At 57.4% G+C, this 18413-nt stretch carries 15 protein-coding genes; 7 read left to right on the plus strand and 8 right to left on the minus strand.

Annotation, left to right across the window (positions count from 1 at the left end; translation table 11 throughout):
• The first annotated feature begins 44 nt into the window (after positions 1-44).
• From CLV87_RS18575 to CLV87_RS18600, 6 genes are all read left to right on the plus strand, one after another.
• Positions 45-746: a GntR family transcriptional regulator gene (locus CLV87_RS18575; protein ID WP_099248556.1), complete on the plus strand. Its 702-nt coding sequence runs from the start codon at positions 45-47 to the stop codon at positions 744-746.
• Positions 747-794: 48 nt separating this feature from the next.
• A complete protein-coding gene (locus CLV87_RS18580; protein ID WP_099248558.1) occupies positions 795-1886 on the plus strand; it encodes a Gfo/Idh/MocA family protein in 1092 nt (363 codons plus the stop codon).
• A 191-nt stretch (positions 1887-2077) separates the two neighbouring features.
• Positions 2078-5872, plus strand: coding sequence for an Ig-like domain-containing protein (locus CLV87_RS18585; RefSeq protein ID WP_099248560.1), 3795 nt, complete (start codon positions 2078-2080; stop codon positions 5870-5872).
• An 88-nt stretch (positions 5873-5960) separates the two neighbouring features.
• Positions 5961-7280, plus strand: coding sequence for a TolC family protein (locus CLV87_RS18590; RefSeq protein WP_235871993.1), 1320 nt, complete (start codon positions 5961-5963; stop codon positions 7278-7280).
• Positions 7281-7300: 20 nt separating this feature from the next.
• A complete protein-coding gene (locus CLV87_RS18595) occupies positions 7301-9505 on the plus strand; it encodes a type I secretion system permease/ATPase (protein ID WP_099248562.1) in 2205 nt (734 codons plus the stop codon).
• Positions 9505-10686 (plus strand): HlyD family efflux transporter periplasmic adaptor subunit, encoded by a 1182-nt coding sequence (locus CLV87_RS18600; protein ID WP_176556050.1) that lies wholly within the window; start codon positions 9505-9507, stop codon positions 10684-10686. The genes CLV87_RS18595 and CLV87_RS18600 overlap by 1 nt, the downstream gene beginning before the upstream one ends.
• Positions 10687-10752: 66 nt before the next feature.
• Here the strand turns inward: CLV87_RS18600 and dtd are convergent, their stop codons facing one another.
• Positions 10753-11196, minus strand: a complete 444-nt coding sequence (gene dtd, locus CLV87_RS18605; RefSeq protein ID WP_099248566.1) for a D-aminoacyl-tRNA deacylase — start codon at positions 11194-11196, stop codon at positions 10753-10755.
• Between the two features lie 11 nt (positions 11197-11207).
• Entirely contained in the window at positions 11208-12329 is a 1122-nt protein-coding gene (locus CLV87_RS18610; protein WP_099248568.1) for a TFIIB-type zinc finger domain-containing protein, read from the minus strand.
• Positions 12330-12401: 72 nt separating this feature from the next.
• Between CLV87_RS18610 and CLV87_RS18615 the strand changes: the two genes are divergently transcribed.
• Positions 12402-12779 carry a CZB domain-containing protein gene (locus tag CLV87_RS18615; RefSeq protein WP_099248570.1) on the plus strand — a complete coding sequence of 126 codons (378 nt, stop codon included), beginning with the start codon at positions 12402-12404 and terminating at the stop codon, positions 12777-12779.
• Here CLV87_RS18615 and CLV87_RS18620 read toward each other — a convergent pair whose 3' ends face one another.
• From CLV87_RS18620 to CLV87_RS18645, 6 genes are all read right to left on the minus strand, one after another.
• Positions 12780-13889, minus strand: a complete 1110-nt coding sequence (locus tag CLV87_RS18620) for an SPFH domain-containing protein (protein ID WP_099248572.1) — start codon at positions 13887-13889, stop codon at positions 12780-12782. It lies immediately after the preceding gene.
• A gap of 150 nt (positions 13890-14039) precedes the next feature.
• Positions 14040-14975 carry a DUF2927 domain-containing protein gene (locus CLV87_RS18625; protein WP_099249326.1) on the minus strand — a complete coding sequence of 312 codons (936 nt, stop codon included), beginning with the start codon at positions 14973-14975 and terminating at the stop codon, positions 14040-14042.
• Positions 14976-15019: 44 nt separating this feature from the next.
• Positions 15020-16216: a toxic anion resistance protein gene (locus CLV87_RS18630; RefSeq protein WP_099248574.1), complete on the minus strand. Its 1197-nt coding sequence runs from the start codon at positions 16214-16216 to the stop codon at positions 15020-15022.
• A gap of 24 nt (positions 16217-16240) precedes the next feature.
• Positions 16241-17131: a 5-bromo-4-chloroindolyl phosphate hydrolysis family protein gene (locus CLV87_RS18635; RefSeq protein WP_099248576.1), complete on the minus strand. Its 891-nt coding sequence runs from the start codon at positions 17129-17131 to the stop codon at positions 16241-16243.
• A 218-nt stretch (positions 17132-17349) separates the two neighbouring features.
• A complete protein-coding gene (locus tag CLV87_RS18640; protein ID WP_099248578.1) occupies positions 17350-18180 on the minus strand; it encodes a hypothetical protein in 831 nt (276 codons plus the stop codon).
• Between the two features lie 11 nt (positions 18181-18191).
• Positions 18192-18386 (minus strand): hypothetical protein, encoded by a 195-nt coding sequence (locus CLV87_RS18645; protein WP_099249328.1) that lies wholly within the window; start codon positions 18384-18386, stop codon positions 18192-18194.
• Positions 18387-18413: the final 27 nt, after the last annotated feature.

Genomic DNA, 18413 nt, shown 5'->3' on the forward strand with positions numbered 1-18413 from the left:
GAATTTAGGTAAATCAATGGTGGATCAATTTGGGAATCTTGCCAATGCGCGACCGCCATTCCTTGCCGCTATATTTGCAGATCAGCGAGATGCTGATCCGTGAAATCAATGCAGGGCGTCTTGCGGACGGCGCGCGTTTGCCGCCGGAACGAGAATATGCGGCCCAGTTGGGAACCTCGGTTGGAACCTTGCGCAAGTCCTTGGCGGATCTCACAGAAAAGGGGTTGCTGGAGCGCATTCAAGGATCAGGTAACTACGTCCGGGCGCGGCAAGATGTGCAATCGGTCTACACCTTCTTTCGGGTCGAGTTACATGAGGGCGGCGGGCTGCCCACCGCGGATTTCATTTCGGTTGACCGGGTGAGAAAACCGGATGACTTGCCCGAGTTTGGCAAAAGCGATGAGGCGCATCGGATTCGCCGGTTGCGGCGGTTGAACGGTATCCCAGCCATTGTCGAGGAAATCTGGCTGGATGCGTCTTATGCCTCTTCAATCTCAGAGGCTGAACTTTCGGAATCCCTTTACCTGTTTTATCGCGAAAAACTGGGGCTCTGGATTTCGTCGGCGGATGACCGGTTTTCGGTTTCCCCGGTGCCTGAATGGGCTCCGGCAGAATTTGGAATGGAGGCCGGGACGCCCACCGTTCTCGCCACCCGCATCAGCTTTGACAATGAGGGCAACCGGGTCGAAGTCTCGCGCGGTTGGATCGATACCAATGTTGCGACCTATGTATCGCGTTTGAAATAAGCCGCCCCGGTGACCCAAGAACCAAGACAAATAATCGACAGGGATATCATGACACAGCAATTCAACTACGGCGTCATTGGTTGCGGCATGATGGGGCAGGAACACCTGCGTAATATCAACTTGATCGACGGAGCCCGTGTTCATGCGATCTTTGAACCGGATGCCGAAATGGCGCGCAAATCGCAGGAATTTGCCCCGGACGCTGTTATGTGTGGATCGGTTGCCGAGTTGCTGGCTTTGGAAGAGTTGGATTGCCTCTTGGTCGTTAGCCCGAATTACCTGCATGTGGAGCAGCTAGAGGAAATCGCTGCCACACGCCCTTTGCCGCTTTTGATGGAAAAACCCCTTTACACCGATCCGGAGCACGCCGCGCGCATTGCGGAAATTCAGGCGAGCTATCCCGCCCCGATCTGGGTGGCGATGGAATATCGCTATATGCCACCAGTGGCCAAGTTCCTGGACGCGTTGGAAAAGACCACAGGTGGGGTCAAGATGCTGACCATTCGCGAACACCGCTTTCCCTTTCTTCCGAAAGTGGGGGACTGGAACAGGTTCAACGAAAAGACCGGTGGGACTCTGGTTGAGAAATGCTGCCATTTCTTCGATTTGATGCGGCTCGCACTGAAATCGGACCCGGTGCGCGTTATGGCCAGCGCTGGGCAAGTGGTGAATCATTTGGACGAGGTTTATAATGGCGAACGTCCCGACATTTGGGACAGTGGCTATGTCATTGTGGATTTTGCCAATGGCGCGCGGGCAATGCTTGAGCTTTGCATGTTTGCCGAAGGATCGCGCTACCAAGAGGAACTCAGCGCGGTTGGGCCGGATGGCAAAATCGAAGCGCTTGTCCCCGGACCGGGGCGGTTTTGGCCCGATGAATTGGGTGATGCGCCGACCTCGCAGGTCATTGTCAGTCCGCGTTATCCCAAGGGCCCAAAGGTGCTGGATATTCCGGTGGATGACTCGCTTTTGGCGGCGGGTGATCACAATGGATCGACCTATTATCAGCACGTAAATTTTCTGGCAGCTTTGCGTGGCGAGGGTGAGATTGAAGTGTCTTTACAAGACGGCGCATGGGCCGTTCGCATGGGCCACGCAGCCCAACAATCTGCTGCAACGGGGGAAGCTGTTGCGCTGTGACAGGCCTTTAATGCCGCTTTTTTGTCACAATTTGGCACGTAATTCGTGCCGATTCGCCGTCTAACCCCAAGATTTTGCTACCTCACCAATATTCCTTCTAGCCTGATTCACAAAATTGCGTTAAGACTGCGGCAGAGCAAATAAGTGACCAAAAAAATAAAACGGTCACGTAGAGGTAGAGCGGTGTTATCATGAGCGCGATCGATTTCGTGGTGCGTACCCCTGTGGGTGCGATTGAGCGTGGTTCTGTAGGCGGGGCGAATGAGGATTTTCTCATTGACGCACGCGGCGGGCAGGACATTTCCCTGAATTTGGCCAGATCTGAGTTGCGCGGATATGACCGGGCTGCCGACGATCTCTTGATTACCCTGACCGATGGTCGCGTAATCGTACTCGAAGGGTATTTCGCGGATGATGGCGGCGGAAGCCGCCTTTTCCTGAGCTCGGCCGGCGAGCTGAACCAAGTCAGCTTTGTCGAAGCTGAAGGTGGCGCGCTGTTTGCGCAATACGGCCCGACCGAGACATGGGGCAAATGGAGCCCGACTGACGATCTCATCTTTGTTGAAGAGCCACGTGTCGCATTGGATGGCGTTCCTTATGATCCGGAAGGCGAAGAAGTTTCGATGCTTGGCGCTGGCCTGCTGGGCGCTGCTGGTGGTCTGGGTCTTGGCGGCGTTGGCGCTGCTGGTCTGGGCGCGGCTGCCTTGGTTGGTCTGGGCGGCGGCGGAGATGGCGGCGGCGGTTCCACCGATCCGATCGTGCCGACCGTTGACGATCCTGACGCTGATTCCGATATCGGTGGCGGTGATGATCCCTCGATCACCATCACCGGAACAGGTGAAACCGGCTCGGATGTGGTTGTTACAATCGGCGATGAATCGGTTGAAACGGTTGTTGACGAAGATGGCACCTGGGAAGCGGTCTTTGAAGGCGACGATTTCCCGGCAGACGGTGTTTACCCGGACGTCCCGGTTGTTGTGACCAGCCCGGACGGGACAGTCACCGAACTTGACGGCCCAAGCTTTGAGGTCGACACAACACCACCAGCCCTGGACGTCAGCGAAGGCACTGTTTCCGTTGGTGATTTCTTTAACGGTGACAACCACGAAGATGGTGTTGAACTCTCCGGCACTGCCGAGGCAGGTTCGACGCTGACTGTCACGATTGGCGAGCATGTTGAAACCATCACCGTAGGAGAGGGTGGCACATGGTCCTTTACCTTTGACGCGACGGTCCTGCCTGCCGGTGAATACACTCAAGACATTGTAATCACTGCCGAAGACAGCTTTGGCAATGTGACCACCATTTCCGAAGTGATCCAGATCGACACGGTCAATGAAATCTCTCTGACCAACGGTCCTTTGACCGGTGACGACCTGATCAACCTGACCGAATATTCCGCAGGTGTCACTCTGGTTGGCTCCAGCCAGGCCGGGTCGACCATTGTGGTGACAATCGAAGGTCAGAGCCAGACTGTGACCGCGGGCGATGATGGCAGCTGGAGCGTCACATTTGACAGCTCGATGCTGGCAAGCGGTACATATTCGACAACAGCCGAGATCGTTTCAACCGATCTCTCCGGTAATGTCGTGACCATGACGCATGGCTTCAACGTCGATACCGAAGCCAGCGTGACCGTGAACACAGCCGACATCACTGGCGACGGCATCGTCAACGCGTCTGAGCATAACGGCACTGTGACCCTGACCGGCACTGGCGAGGCTGGGGCCACTATCGAGGTCGAAATCGACTATAATACCTGGACGACAACTGTTCAGTCCGACGGCACTTGGTCGGTGGATATTGGCGCGGGCTTCTTGCCAGCGGGTACCACGACAGCCAACGCTTACGTCACTTCGACCGATTTGGCGGGCAACATCTCTTCTGTGAGCGGCGCGATCAACATTGATACGCAGATCGACGTTGCCGTGGGCACCGGCCTTGTTGAAGGTGACGGCGTGATCAACGCGGTCGAAGGATCTGACGGCTTTGTCCTGACCGGCTTTGGCGAAGCAGGTGCTTCGGTGGCGGTTTCCGTCGGCGGTACCGTCTTGAACACAGTCATCGACGCCAGCGGCAGTTGGAGTGTCAACGTACCAGCAGCCAACGTTCCTACCGGCGAAACTGTCCTGAACGTGACGGCTGTTGCAACCGATGCGGCGGGCAACTCGGCGACGGCGACCGGGACCATCGATGTCGACACCTATGTGCGCAACTTCGAATTTACATCGACCCCAGGCGGAGCCGATGCGGTGGTCAACGCCGAAGAAGCCTCGCAGGGTCTGACCCTGACCGGCACAACCGAACCAGGCGGCACCGTGCAGGTGACCCTGGCAGGTGTGACTGTTCCGGCCATGGTGGACGCGAACGGCAACTGGACTGCAACCTTTGCGGCTGGCCAATTGCCATCGGGTGAGCAGACCCTGACCATGACAGCGGTATCCACCGATTTGGCAGGCAATACCGAGACCATTTCGCAACCAGTGACCTTTGACACCGATGCAGGGATCTTGACGATCTCGCCAGCACCGGTTGAGGGCGACGATGTTGTCAACTATGTCGAAGCGTCTGACGGCGTGACCCTGACCGGGACATCGACACCGTTCCAGGCGGTTGACGTGACCATGAACGGTGTGACGCATACTGTGATCACCGATGCCAGCGGCATATGGGTGGCTCCGTTTGCGGCGCATGAGATCACTCCGGGCACCTACACGGCGAATATCACAGCAACGATCACCGACAGTGCGGGCAACACCCTGACCCGCACGGACAGTGTTGAAGTGGACACCGAAGTTCAGAACTTCGCCACCAGCACACGCCCAATTGAAGGTGACAATGTCATCAACGCTGATGAAGCTTCGGACGGTTTCACTCTGGCTGGCACAACCGAGCCGGGCGGCACGGTTGAGGTGGTGTTTAACGGTGTGACCCGTACGGCGACCGTGGACAATGACGGCAACTGGACGGTGACCTTCTCCTCCAGCGAGATCCCAAGCGGTGAATCGGTTGAGACCGCCATCGTGCGCACCACCGATGCAGTGGGCAACGTGGATGACACCTCGGTTCAGTTCGTGGTCGACACCATTGTGAATGAGCTCAGCGTTTCTGACGCACCGATCACAGCAGATGATGTGATCAACGCCGAAGAGGCCCGCAACGGCTTTACCCTGACCGGGCAGGTCGAAAGCGGTTCGACTGTTGTGGTGACCTTTGGTGGTGTCCAGCACACAGCCACCGTCGCCAATGATGGCAGCTGGAGCGTGAACATCCCGCCAAGCTCGATCCCGGCCGGGACCAGCGTGGAAACCGCAACCGTGACCGCCACTGATCTGGCCGGCAACACACGTTCGACAACCACGTCGATCTCGATTGACACCGATGTGCCTCAGGCGCTGGACTGGGTTGGCGATGGCCGCACCAGCGATGGCAACGCCACCGACACGATCCGCACCGAGCTGACAGATAACGAGGTCTATATCGGCGAAGTCACCGGCAGCGGTGCGTCGACAACAGTCAATGAACTGGCGCTCAGCACCTCTGATGGCGAACCTGTGCAAATCGGCAGCGAGCTGTTCCTGCCGCTGCAAACTCCGGTTTCGGATGGCAGCCTGTTGGTTCTGGGCAGCACGGATGATGCGGGTAACATGTCCAGCTCGCTCTTGGTGACCGAAGATTCCTCTGACACGCTGACCATGACCGACGCGCTGGCTTCTGCGGTATCAGGCTTCAATGTCGAGGCGATTGATCTGAACTTTGCCGAGGACACCAACCTGACCATCACCGAAGATCAGCTGGCGGCCTTGTCGGCCAACACAGATACGCTGGTGGTTCGTGGTGGGGCGGATGACAGCGTGACCATCACCGGTGCGCAGTCGGCGGGCACCCATACCGAAGGCGGCGAGACGTTCAATGTCTACACCTTGGGTGACACCACATTGCTGATTGATGACGACATCACCAACATCAACACAGGTGTCGTCTAACGACCTTTGACACGTCCGGAGGCCCGGCTGAACCGGGCCCCGGATCCCGAAAACCATAACGATAATCGCGCCGAAACGGGGGCACGACATGAGCAGTAGCAGGCGGAGCCTGGGCTTGATCATCGCGTTGGCGATGCTGCCCGGATGCATGAAAGATATGGGCGAAGGCGTTGTGTCTCGCTTTAAGGGAGCCGAGCCAGGGGCCGCGGCACCCGCGTCACGAACAGCGAAGAAAACCGTTGTCCGCGCATCGGATGCCTCTGAAATCATTAAAACATTGCAGGCCCGCCCGTCGGTTCTGATGTCTGGCACGCCCTATAGTCGTGTTGCCGATGCGGTGATTGCGTCGGATGCCCGTGTGGCCGAGGCCGAGTTGCGTGTCGCACGGCTGCGCGAGGATGCGTCGAAATACAACTGGCTGCCATCGATTGGTCCGCGCGTTTCGTTGAACTCGCTTGGGGATTTTGTCGCCGATCTGGTGGTCAATCAGGTCATCTTTGACAACGGCCGCAAAAAGGCCGAGCGCGATCTGGCCAAGGCCAATGTCGAAATGGCCGCTGTTACTCTGGTTGAGGATGGCAATAAGCGGGTGCATGACGCGCTGTCGCTGTACCTCAAGGCTGAACAGAACCGTGCTGTTACAACGCATCTTGCCACCGCCATTCAGGATATGAGCCATTTTGAATGGGTCATGCAGGAACGGGTGAATGGCGGCGTGTCGGACATGTCAGACCTCAACATTCTGCAGCAAAAGCTCGCCTCCATGCGCGCCCGCTCGTCCGAGGCGCAAGAGGCGACAGTCACGGCGATGGCCGAGCTGAACGCCATGTCGGCCCGCAACCTTGGTGATCTGCGCGGCATTGGCGGGCTGCGTGCTGATACCTCGGCGGAGGCCTTGGGCGTCCTGCGCGCACGCGCTGAGAAAGAGCGCACCATCGCCGAAGCCAAAATCGCCCGCGCTGGTCATTTGCCAGGGCTCTATGCCAATGCTTCCGGCGGGCAAAGCCCGGTCGCTGGCGGGTTGGAAGTGACGACGGACAACCTGTTTAGCCTTGGAACCATGGCGGAATTCGAAGCGCTTGAGATCACAAAGGAAACAGCGTCACGGCGCGTTGAAGAGGCCCACGAAATCGCGGCCCGTGATGTCGCCGCGCAAACACGCCAGTTGGAAGCGTTCCGCCGCCAAGTTGGCGAGGCGGCTGTTCTGACGGCGCAGGCAAAACAAAACCTGGATCTGTTCCAGGCGCAGTATGATGGCGGACAAAGACAGGTCATGGATGTGGTTGGTGTGTACGAAACCTATGCGCAAGCGGTTGAGCGCGAGATCGAGTTGAAGTTCAAGGCGGCGCGCGCCGAATTGGAGCTGGCCCGCCTGCGGGGTGGTCTGGCGGAAGGGGCGCAGATTTGACCTCTCCCAAGATCCTCAACATGGCAGATCGGGCGCGTGACGCGGTTTTGCGCGCGGTGCCAACCGGTGCAACAAGCCTGAGCCGCAAGCCCAAGCATTCCGACAAAGCACTGGCACGCGCGGATATGATCCTGACCTTGGCCGCCCGCATGGGCGTCGAGGCGAAAAAGACGGATGTGCTCGAAGCTCTGGCGCGCGAAGCCGGGTGCGACGACAGCTATGATGAGATCGCCATAAAAGCAGGGCTTGAGGCCGCAGGGCTGATGGCTGAACTGGAGGAACCCGACAGCCTTGTGCCCACCTTGTGGCCGGCGATTGCCCTGATGAGCAATGGTCAGACTGTGCTGGTCCTTGGTCAACGTGATGGCGGGTTGACGATCTTTGAAGAAGGATCGACTGACCATAAGAACGAAGTCGCCATTGCCGAGTTCGGCCCCTATTTCTCGGGTCGGTTGGTGCGCGCCGAGGCACCGGTTAAAACCCTGTCTGAGACCCACGCCAAGTTAGATGAGGACAATCATTGGTTCTGGGGGCACTTCCGTCGCTTCTCCCGCCATTTTGGCGAGGTGGCTTTGGGCTCGTTCGTTGCGAACCTCTTGGCAGTGTCCGTCGCATTGTTTTCCCTGCAGGTCTATGACCGCGTGATCCCGCACCAATCCGAGGCCACGCTTTGGGTGCTGGCAGCGGGGGCAGGTTTGGCGCTGTTGCTTGAGGCGTTTCTCAAGGTGGCCCGGTCGCAACTGCTCGATGGGGCGGGGCGTCAGATTGAACTTGGCGTGCAAAAGACCCTGATGGATCGGCTCCTGTCGATGCGCTCAGATCTCGCCGGGCGGTCGCCGTCGCAACTCTTCGCAGCAATGCGCGAATTTGGCTCGGTGCGCGAATTCTTTACCGCGTCGACGGTTGGCGCTTTGGCTGACATCCCGTTTATCTTTGTCTTCCTTGCTTTGGTTTGGTCCATCGCCGGGTCCGTTGTTTGGGTGTTGATCGCGGGCGGGATCATGATGGTTGTGCCGGGCTTTCTACTGCAGAAAAAGATGATCCGGCTGACGCAGGAAATGCAGGGGGCCTCGGCCAAGCAATCCCGTTTGTTGCAAGAGGTCGTGGTCGAGCTGGACACGATCAAAACCCAACGTGCCGAAGATCGCTTTGCCCGCAATTGGGAAGAATTGACCGCCGTGCAAGCGCTGAAATCCAGCGAACAACGCAAACTGGCCGCCAGCCTGCAATTCTGGAGCCAGGGGGTGCAGCAAGCCACCTATGTGGGCGCTGTGATCACCGGGACCTATCTGGTTTTCGCCGGTGAGTTTACCGTGGGCTCTATCATTGCGGTGGGTATCCTGTCCTCGCGCACTTTGGCCCCGCTGACGCAGCTTTCCGGCATCATGGCGCGCTGGGGCAATGTCAAAAGCGCGCTGGACGGTTTGGATTCCATCGCCCATGCACCGGCCGACCGGTCGAAAGAACGCACATACCTGCGCCGTGAAAAGCTGCGCGGAGAATATGAGCTGCGCGATGCGGCCTATCATTACGATCCCGAAGGTGCGGCAGTTTTGGACCTGCAAGCCCTGAAGATCCAACCGGGTCAGGTCTTGGCCATTCTTGGGGCCAATGGCTCGGGCAAATCGACCTTGCTCAAGATGTTGACCGGGCTTTATGCGCCAACCGCTGGCAAGCTGTTGATAGACGGCACCGAGATGAGCCAGATCGAACCGCGCGATTTGCGCCGCACCATTGGCTATCTCGGTCAGGATGTGCGCCTGTTCCATGGTACGCTGCGCGACAACCTGAACCTCAACATGATGGAGCGCAATGACGAACGGCTCTATGAGGCGCTGGACTTTGCTGGGCTGGGTCAATTTGTGAAATCCCACCCCAAAGGTCTGGATCTTGAGATCCGCGATGGCGGCGAAGGTCTGTCCGTCGGGCAACGTCAAAGCATCGGCTGGGCGCGGCTTTGGTTGCAGGACCCTGACATCTGTCTGCTTGATGAACCGACAGCTGCATTGGACCAAACACTGGAAAAGACGCTAATTTCGCGGTTGGAAAGCTGGCTTGAGGGGCGCACGGCTGTGATTGCCACCCACCGTGTGCCGATCCTGTCTTTGGCCTCGCGCACCTTGATCCTGGCCAATGGACGGCTGGCGATTGATGGTCCGCGTGATCAGGTGCTCGATCACCTACGCGCGGCAGGTAATGGTATTGTAGGGCAGGGGGCTGCGTGATGGCTGTATCTTCGACAAATCTCGCGGCGCAGTTGCAGCAGGATATGAAGGGCCCCTCAATGACGATCTGGCTTTGTGCCATTTCGGTTTGGGCCTTTGTCATCTGGGCATCCTTTGCCTGGGTTGACGAAATTGTTCGTGCGGAGGGCGAGATCATTTCATCCTCGCGTCCGCAAATCATCCAGAACCTCGAAGGCGGCATCCTGTCAGAGCTGCTGGTCAAGGAGGGGGATGAAGTTTTGCGCGGCGATGTGCTGGCGCGGTTGCATGGTACGCAGTTCAAAAGCTCGGTTGATGACCTGAGCGACCAGATCACCGCCCTCGAGATCCGCCGCCTGCGGCTCGAGGCCGAACTGGCGGGGGCGTCAAGTTTTGACGTCCCCGCATCTTTGGCGATGCGCTCGCCTCAGATGGTCGCGTCAGAGGAGGCACTGCTTTTCGCGCGCCAATCCGATTTCCTCAGCCGTTCGACCGGGGCGCGCAGCGTGCTGGATCAGGCCAGCAGTGAGCTGGAGCTGATGGAGAACTTGCTGAAGAAAAAGGTCGTCGCCCTGATCGAAGTGACGCGGGCACGAAAGGCCCATGCGGATGCCAAAAAAGCCTATGATGAGATTGTCACGCAGACCGAATTGGCGCGCGCCGAAGAATATTCGGATACGCTGAAAGAGTTGGCGACCTTGCAGCAGAACCTGAAAGCCTCGCAAGACCAGTTGAACCGAACGGTGCTGACCTCGCCCATGCATGGGATCGTCAATAATCTCAGTGTGACCACGATTGGCGGCGTCGTGCGCCCCGGCGAAGAGATTTTGCAGATCATTCCGGTGGATGAAGAGCTGTTTGTCGAGGCGCAGGTAAAGCCCGAAAACATCGCCAATATCCGACCCGGCCAAGAGGCAACGATCAAGCTAACGGCTTATGACTACACGATTTATGGGACCTTGAAGGGGCGAGTCGATGTGATTTCGGCAGACACGTTCAAAGATGAGCGCCGCCCAGAAAATGAAGCGCATTACAAGGTTTCGATCCGGGTGGATACTGCATCAATGACAGACCGTCAGATAGCGATGGAGATCCGCCCTGGTATGCAGGCGCAGGCTGAATTGCATACAGGCGAAAAGACGGTTTTGCAGTATCTGCTGAAACCGCTCTACAAATCGCGCGAAGCCTTTAGAGAGCCATAGGGGAGGGTTTGGTGCCCCAAATTCCGTCGACGGAATTTGCAAAATCCATGGATGGATTTTGTTGCGTCAGGCCTCGCTGTCCATCCAGATCGTCACCGGCCCAGCATTGGTGAGGCTGACTTGCATATCGGCCCCGAACCGTCCTTTGGCAACTGGAATGCCTTGTACTGCAACTTGCTCGGCGAAATACTCATAGAGTTTCTCGCCCACATCCGGAGCAGCCGCCGTGGAAAATCCGGGGCGATTGCCGCGTTTGGTATCGGCAGCCAGAGTGAACTGGCTCACCACCAGAGCGCTGCCGCCAATATCCAGCAAGGATCGGTTCATGCGGCCATCTTCATCTTTGAAGATCCGGATCTTGGCGATCTTGGCAGCCAGCTTATCTGCTTGTGTTTCGCCATCCCCCTGCATGGCACAAATCAGGATTAACAGGCCTTCGCCAATCTCTCCGATAATCTCGCCATCCACCTCAACCCGCGCCTTAGAGACGCGCTGTAACAAAGCTCGCATGATGTGTGTTCCTATTGGTTCATCGCGACGACATAGCCGATCCCGGCGGCCACGATCAGCCCCAAAATAACGGCAAAGGTGATCTTCCAGGCGGACCAAGGCCGTTCGCCCTGCACGCGACCGGTTCGGCCATTGACCACAAAGCGATAGCTTTTGCCGCGATATTTGTAGGCCGCCATCCAGACCGGCAGAAGGATATGTTTGAAGGTCACGTCAGAGACCTTGGTATCAATGCCATGAATGCGTTGGCGATCTCCGCCAATATCGAATTTCACATCCCGTCGGATCTGACGATCCATGATCGAGCGGGCCTCGTCAAAGCCGTCATCCAGATCGACCTGATACCCTTCAGCGCGAAAACCGGCCAGGAATTCAGGGCGGTAGGGCTCCAAGGCGCTCAGATCCCAGGGTTCCAACGCATTGGTGTAACGCTTGGGCAAGGCTTTGGAGGCCAGAACCAAGACATCGTCAAAGAACCGCGCCACGCGGCCTGACACCGGGTGCCAGCGGATCTTCTGAACCCGTTCCTGAACCTGTTTTCCATCACGCATCACCGTTCGGGTTTCATAATAGATCGTTCCGCGTTCGCCTGAATATCGCGACGCGGTGTCGGCATCATAGGTCCAATAGGGCACATAGATCCCGGTCAGCTTGCGCCCCTTTTTGGCGTATTCCTGCAACCCGTTTGGGGCGAACCAAAGCCCGCCAAGCCAATCGGTCATGGAATCGCGGGCGGTCTCTTCGTCCAGCGCAAAGGGCAGGAGGCCCTTGGGCTTGATATGACGATGCGCCCCGGTATCGGTCACCACTGGTGTGGCGCAGAATGGACATTCAGCTGCGTGGACTTCGGGGTCAAACTCGACCTCTGCCGCGCAGTTCGGGCACTTTGAGACTCGGACCTCTTCAATCTCTTGTAAGGGCAGGAGGTTGTTGATCGCTGCCTTGAAATCCAACTCCTTGATCCCACTGGTCCAAGGGCTGTCATCCACGACTTCTCCGGTATTGCCGCAAAAATCGCACACCATTTGCCCCGCATCCGGATCAAAGCGGAAATCTGCCCCGCATTGATCACAGGGAAAGCGGTGGTTCTCCTTGGTTTTGGTCGTTTCGAACGGAGACTCTGAATGCGACATCAGCTTTTAACCCTGGAGTAAGTGTCGTTGGGGCAAGGTATCAAAAATTGCCCGTGATACGGAGTTTGTTGCATGAACCTGGCGGAATTAGAAGAAAATGTCGGTAAGGCACTGGTGGCGCATAGCCAATGGAAAATCAGGCTGCGTCATGCTGTCTCAGTCGACAAACTTCCCAAGCCTGCCCGTGATATTGCCTGTGACAACCAATGTGGCCTTGGGCTTTGGCTTCAGGAACTGACCAAAGATCCGGTTGCGGCGCAGGATCATCACATCCAAGACGTGGTGACGGCCCATACCAAGTTTCACAAAGAAGCGGGGCGTATCGCCTTGCTGGTGGAACAAGGAAACGGTGCCAAGGCTGAAACCGAATTGGACGGGCCTTCCTACGCTGAGGCGACCAAAACACTTGAACACGCTTTGATCGAATTGCGCCGAAAGGCCCGTGGATAGTTACATCGCCGGCGGGGGAGGAGGTGGCATGATGGTGAAGAGCTGTGCAAGCTCTTGAACATCGCCTGCCTTTTTCCAACCATCCTGACCAGCGGTCCAGACATGGGTTTCGCGGGTCAGCTCGCCGCTGCTGGCCATGCGGCCCAGATCAGCCTTGGAGAACGGGCCGGTTGTTTGCCCATTCACCGCCAGATGCCAGACATGCTCGACCGGCGGCGGGGGCGGGGCCATGCCCGCGGCAGGTGCGGCCTGAACGCCTGGGGCCATCGCGCCGCCCATTTGCTGCGCCATGTTCATGCCCATTCCGGCACCAAAGCCCATACCCATGGATTGATCCATCGCCCCACCTTGGCCCATGGCCTCGGCGGCTTTGTACTTCATGTGATCATCGAGATTGCCGGTAATCCCACGCGAGGTACGGGTATCCAGGGCTTTTTCGACCTCAGGTGGTAGCGAGATGTTTTCGATATAAAGTTCTGGCAGTTCCAGCCCGTATTGCGCAATCGTGCCGGTGATCGCTTGCGCAACCAGCTTGCCGACTTCGCCAGTATTGGCAGCCATATCCAGCACTGGAATACCGGATTTGGTGATGGCCTGGCTGAATTCCTGCACAATGATATTGCGGATCTGAAAGCTGATCTCATCCATGGTGAATTCACCATCGGTGCCAACAATCTCTTTCAGGAACAAGGCTGGATCGGCGACCTTGATCGAATAGGTGCCAAAGGCGCGAATGCGCGTTGGGCCAAATTCCGGATCCCGCAGCATGATCGGGTTCTTGGTGCCCCATTTGAGATCGGTGAACCGGTTGGTGTTCACAAAATAGATCTCGGATTTGAACGGGCTGTTAAAGCCGTGATCCCAATGCTGCAGCGAGGTCATGATGGGCATGTTGTTGGTTTCCAACATGTACAAGCCCGGTGTGAACACATCGGCAAGCTGACCTTCGTGAATGAAAACGGCAGCCTGACCCTCGCGGACGGTCAGCTTGGCACCGTATTTGATTTCGTGCCCTTCGCGCTCAAAGCGAAAGACCATCGTGTCACGCGTGTCATCCACCCAGTGGATGACGTCGATAAACTGTCCGGCAAGAAAATCGAAAATGCCCATAAAATGCGGTCCCCTCTGGGTCGTTGATGGCAAAAAGATAACCATTCACGCGCGTGGTTTCCACTGTCTCATTTCGAAACTCGCCGGGGAAAACACTGGTGAAAGTACCAGTCGCCCGCAAACTTACCCAAAATCCGAGAGTTTTCGCACCTATTGCGCCAAGGCTGCTGCCTGCTCGACAACAACCGGGCGTGCCTGTTCACGGGTCATGCCGGGGCGCAGGCGTGGGTCATAGAGGATCTTGAGCAGCATTTCGTCATGGGTCGTCAGCAGCGCAAATTCGTCATCATCGTTAAAGATGGACGGGCGGGCGCGCGGATCATCATTGCCAAGGCCCAAACCTTGCGCAATTTCCTCGTGAATGCAGGAGCGGCGCAGCAATTCTGGATGTTCCGAGCGAATGATCGCAATCGCTTGCCCGTAATCATAGCCATCCGGCGTGTCGGAAAAGGCGATGACCAGGCAATGGATCGAGCGCGGCAGGTTGTCGAACAAGCTTAAGGCCGAAGGGTTCACGTCTGGCACAAGCTGCTGAACACGCGGCGCGATCTGGGCCCTGTCATCCTCGGACATAAAAAGCACGTGGAAATTGGCCCCGCGATCCACCATCTGAATAGGGTGCCCTGTGACCCGTGATAGCCGTGCCGCATAGGCCGAGACGCGGGCGGTGTCCTGTGGGATTTGATCCTGGGCCACGCCTTTGCCGAATTCGACGGTCATGCGAATGGGTTTGGTCCATTTCTTGACCGCACTGGGCGAGCCAGAGGAGGGTTTCAGCCCCGCGCCGCGCTCATATTCTTCGGCCAAAGCGATCTGTTCGAAATTTCGGATCAGCATCGTGTCGGTGAACACGGTATCTGGGCCGCCGCCATCCGTGCGCAACAATCCCCGCACCAAAAGGTCGTTTTGAACGCGCGCGTAATAGTCGATCAGGCTTTGACTGGCGGCAGAGGGGCCTGCGGGTTTTGGCGCAGGCTTTGGGGCCGGAGGGGGCACCAGCGCCGCAGGTCGCGCGGCGGGTGTCACAGATGTTTTGCGCGGCGCAAGTCGCGAGGAGTCGCAACTGGCAAGAGCTGCGACTCCAATTAGGGCTGCAAGAGCCGGGATGAACCTGCGCCGTCTCAAGCGATTTAGGCCGGAACGGCTGTGCCTGCGTTGTCGCCAACGCCGTCCTTGCGCGCCTTGGCCGAGGCCAGGGTATCGCGCAGATCCGCTTCCATCTTTTTGAGCTCTTCCTCGGCCTTGGCGCGGCGCGCCTTGCCTTCGTCTGCGATTTGCAGGCTTTCCTGAATGGTGCCGATCAGGTCCGCATTGGCCTGCTTGACCGCTTCGATGTCAAAGACACCACGCTCCATCTCTTCGCGGATCATCTTGTTGCTTTCGCGCAGATTGGCGGCGTTCGATGTCAGAAGCTCATTGGTCAGGTCATTGGCGTCACGCACGGCTGCCGCAGCCTGGGCCGAGCGCTGGATGGTCACCGCCTGCGCCAGTTGGGTTTCCCAGAGCGGTACAGTGTTAACCAGGGTCGAATTGATCTTGGTCACCAGCGATTTGTCGTTTTCCTGAACCAAACGGATCGAGGGCAGCGATTGCATGGTCACTTGACGAGTCAGTTTGAGGTCATGCACGCGGCGTTCCAGATCATCACGCGCGGCACGCAGATCGCGCAGCTCTTGCGCTTTCATCACCTGATCATTTTCATCCGCGGCCTGTACTTCGGCCTCTTTGGCAGGGATGTCGACCGTGTCGAGAACGTTCAGCTTTTCTTCGCCTGCAGCGATATACAGCGCCAGTTCATCGTAGAATTGCAGGGTCTTTTCATAGAGCAGATCCAGCGATTTGATGTCTTTCAGCAGCGTGTGCTCGTGCTTCAGGAGATCATCGGTGATCTTGTCGATCTGGCCCTGAACGGTTTCAAAGCGCGCGGTGAACTTGGCGAAAGGTGCTGCGCGACCGATCAGCTTTTCCCACCAGGTGCGTTCACGGCGCACATCCAGTTCCGAAACCGAAAAGCCGCGAATGGTGGTGACCATGTTGCGCAACCCGTCGCCCGCCGGGCCAACATCTTTGTTGCGCACATCGGTCAGCATCGCTTGGCTGATCTCTTGCAACTCAGCCTGGGCGGCAGAGCCAAAGGAGACGATGGAATTGGTGTCTTCCATGTCGATTTCATCCATCCGCGTGCGGATTTCTTCGCCGACCTCTGGCGTGGCATCGGCCAAAGGCACGATTGCGTTGGCTTCACCTGGTTCCGGCAGGATCACGGCATTGACCTCATCAACCAGTGCCAGGGCCTCTTCGGCCTGTTTGCGTACATTCTCAGACATGGACTTCCCCTAAACTGTGCCTTGTTACAGGCGTACTCCCTCGCGTTGCAGACGATCCCGCAACACATCAATTTCGACCGCCAGATCGGCGTTGTTATCCAGCAGAAGTTTCTCGGTCTTCTTGCCAAAGCTCTCTTCGAGATCGGTGAGCAGCATCATAAAGCTGCTGCGGGCGTCACGATCTTCGTTGCGCGAATAAATGTCGGAAAATTTGACGGCGGCGTCACGTGCGCCCATCAAATAGACACCCAAGTACTTTTTGGCGGCGGTCAGATCGCGTGGATCTTCTTCGACTGTGCGGATCATTTCGCGCACCTTGGTCTGAAAACGCTCAACCCGCGCCTCAACCTTGCGATCCCCGGCGCGTTTGACCGCGTCGGCCATTGCCTCAAGATGCGATTCAGCCTCGTCGACCACGCGAGCCACACGATCTTGCTGGAAGGTATCGATCCCTTCCATGCCTTTGTCTTTCATCGGATCGATGCCAAAGGCCCCGATATGCAGCGCGCCAGCCGCCCCGCCAAAGATCAATGGCGCGATCAATCCCGGCTCCGAGCTATAGGCGGCGACGCCCGCGCCCAGACCGGTCAAAACTGCCGCTGCAATCTTGCGCGGAAACCCCGGGCGACGCGCAACTTTGCGTTCGTCATAGGCCGCATGGGCGATCAGCCCCTCGCGCAGCATCCAGGCCCCAAGGATCAGCGTACCGGCCCCTACAAGGCCAATGGCCATGCTGATTGCCCCACCAAAGATCGAAGTTCCGGCCAAGATGATTGGCGGAATGAACATGATGTTTGATTTGGCCCCAACGGGATGAACCGTGGCCTTGTGATAGGCCCCTTTCGGGCGCGGCGCATCATCGATGTCGTCAGAAGAGCCGTCAGGGCTGAATTGCCCGCCATAACGCTGCGCCATCTCAAAGGCCTCCTAACACGCCCGTGGTCAGGCCGAAGAGCAGAATAATCAACAAAATATAGCTAAGCTTTTGCAAGCCGTTTCCGGACATGAAACCCCCCGGTTCTATCTGGTTTCACCCAATTAACTCAGGCTCAAAGTAACTTAGGCACAAAACCGCCGTCACGCTAGGGGGAACTGGGGCGTTAACGCATCAGACAGGCAGCAGACCGCTTATGTCACGCAGCTGTTTCATGTGGCATACGATCAAGCAGCAGGTCAGCCTCAAGGTCAAAGGCATCGCGACCTGTACGTTCACTGCCTTCGCGGGCATGGGTCTCAAAGGACTCGCTGAGGACGTCGAGTTTCAAGAGAAACCGCTTGCGCGCCAAAAGATGTTTGTCGCTGTGCCAGTCCTGTTCAAGCTTTTGTGTCTCGTTGCGCAGGATTTGGGTCATGCGCTCAACAAGCTTGCCAATTCTTTGTACGCAACGTGGGTTAGTGCCAAAACTGCGCATCAGCCGCATGACCATGGCGCGGGTGGCGTCTGACTTTAGGGTCAGTTCCGGGTCGTCCAGAAGTTCAATGCGATCAGTGACTTGTGCCAAGGCATCCTCGGCGGCATCCCATCTATGCTCCGCTGCAAGGCGGTTCATGAGTTCCGGATTGTCCTGGCCTTTGTCTTTCAGAGGGTCCAAACCAAAGGCCGTCAGGCTCAGCCCGGTCGCAACCACGCCCAAAATCGCAGGGGGCAGGAGAGACATGAACTGGTGCCCGGCCAAAAGGAAGACAACAACGCCAATCAGTGTAGATCCCAGGATTTTGTAGGGAAGCACAGGTTTTTTGGCAATTTCCGACAGATCATAGACACGCTGAATGCGCTGCCCACGGTAGATCAGGCGTAAGGCTATGGAAAACAGCCCCATCTGCAGCAGCGCGCTGGCGATCCCGCCAAGCGAGCCTTGAAAAAACCACAGCAGCAACGGGAAGGCCGCCAGGAACATGACATTCAGGCTGGAATCAAAAACCGGGGCGTCAGCATGGCGGGGATGTTTGCGGAGGTTGTGCATGCAACTCTCCCTCAGAAACAGCTCAAGGCGAAGATCAGAACCCAAAGTGCCGCAAAGGCCAGACGGGGTTTCAACTGCCCCTGCGCCTGCGCGCGTTGAGTGGTCGCAGCAAGGGCGTCATATGTATCACGTGCGACCATGGGCAGGTTGCCCAAGATCAGATACATGGTCGCCGCAAAGGTCACGAGAGCTAGAAACGTAATCATCATGCGCCCGAACTTGCGCGCGAATCC

The sequence above is a fragment of the Pelagimonas phthalicica genome, from assembly GCF_004364805.1.
Taxonomy (GTDB): Bacteria; Pseudomonadota; Alphaproteobacteria; order Rhodobacterales; family Rhodobacteraceae; genus Pelagimonas; species Pelagimonas phthalicica.

Coding starts and splice junctions, on each gene's coding strand:
- CLV87_RS18630 (WP_099248574.1), bottom strand. CDS start 16,216: ATGTCTGAGAATGTACGCAAACAGGCCGAAGAGGCCCTGGCACTGGTT.
- CLV87_RS18590 (WP_235871993.1), top strand. CDS start 5,961: ATGAGCAGTAGCAGGCGGAGCCTGGGCTTGATCATCGCGTTGGCGATG.
- CLV87_RS18575 (WP_099248556.1), top strand. CDS start 45: ATGCGCGACCGCCATTCCTTGCCGCTATATTTGCAGATCAGCGAGATG.
- CLV87_RS18615 (WP_099248570.1), top strand. CDS start 12,402: ATGAACCTGGCGGAATTAGAAGAAAATGTCGGTAAGGCACTGGTGGCG.
- CLV87_RS18595 (WP_099248562.1), top strand. CDS start 7,301: ATGGCAGATCGGGCGCGTGACGCGGTTTTGCGCGCGGTGCCAACCGGT.
- CLV87_RS18610 (WP_099248568.1), bottom strand. CDS start 12,329: ATGTCGCATTCAGAGTCTCCGTTCGAAACGACCAAAACCAAGGAGAAC.
- CLV87_RS18600 (WP_176556050.1), top strand. CDS start 9,505: ATGGCTGTATCTTCGACAAATCTCGCGGCGCAGTTGCAGCAGGATATG.
- CLV87_RS18585 (WP_099248560.1), top strand. CDS start 2,078: ATGAGCGCGATCGATTTCGTGGTGCGTACCCCTGTGGGTGCGATTGAG.
- CLV87_RS18640 (WP_099248578.1), bottom strand. CDS start 18,180: ATGCACAACCTCCGCAAACATCCCCGCCATGCTGACGCCCCGGTTTTT.
- CLV87_RS18635 (WP_099248576.1), bottom strand. CDS start 17,131: ATGGCGCAGCGTTATGGCGGGCAATTCAGCCCTGACGGCTCTTCTGAC.
- CLV87_RS18580 (WP_099248558.1), top strand. CDS start 795: ATGACACAGCAATTCAACTACGGCGTCATTGGTTGCGGCATGATGGGG.
- CLV87_RS18645 (WP_099249328.1), bottom strand. CDS start 18,386: ATGATTACGTTTCTAGCTCTCGTGACCTTTGCGGCGACCATGTATCTG.
- CLV87_RS18620 (WP_099248572.1), bottom strand. CDS start 13,889: ATGGGCATTTTCGATTTTCTTGCCGGACAGTTTATCGACGTCATCCAC.
- dtd (WP_099248566.1), bottom strand. CDS start 11,196: ATGCGAGCTTTGTTACAGCGCGTCTCTAAGGCGCGGGTTGAGGTGGAT.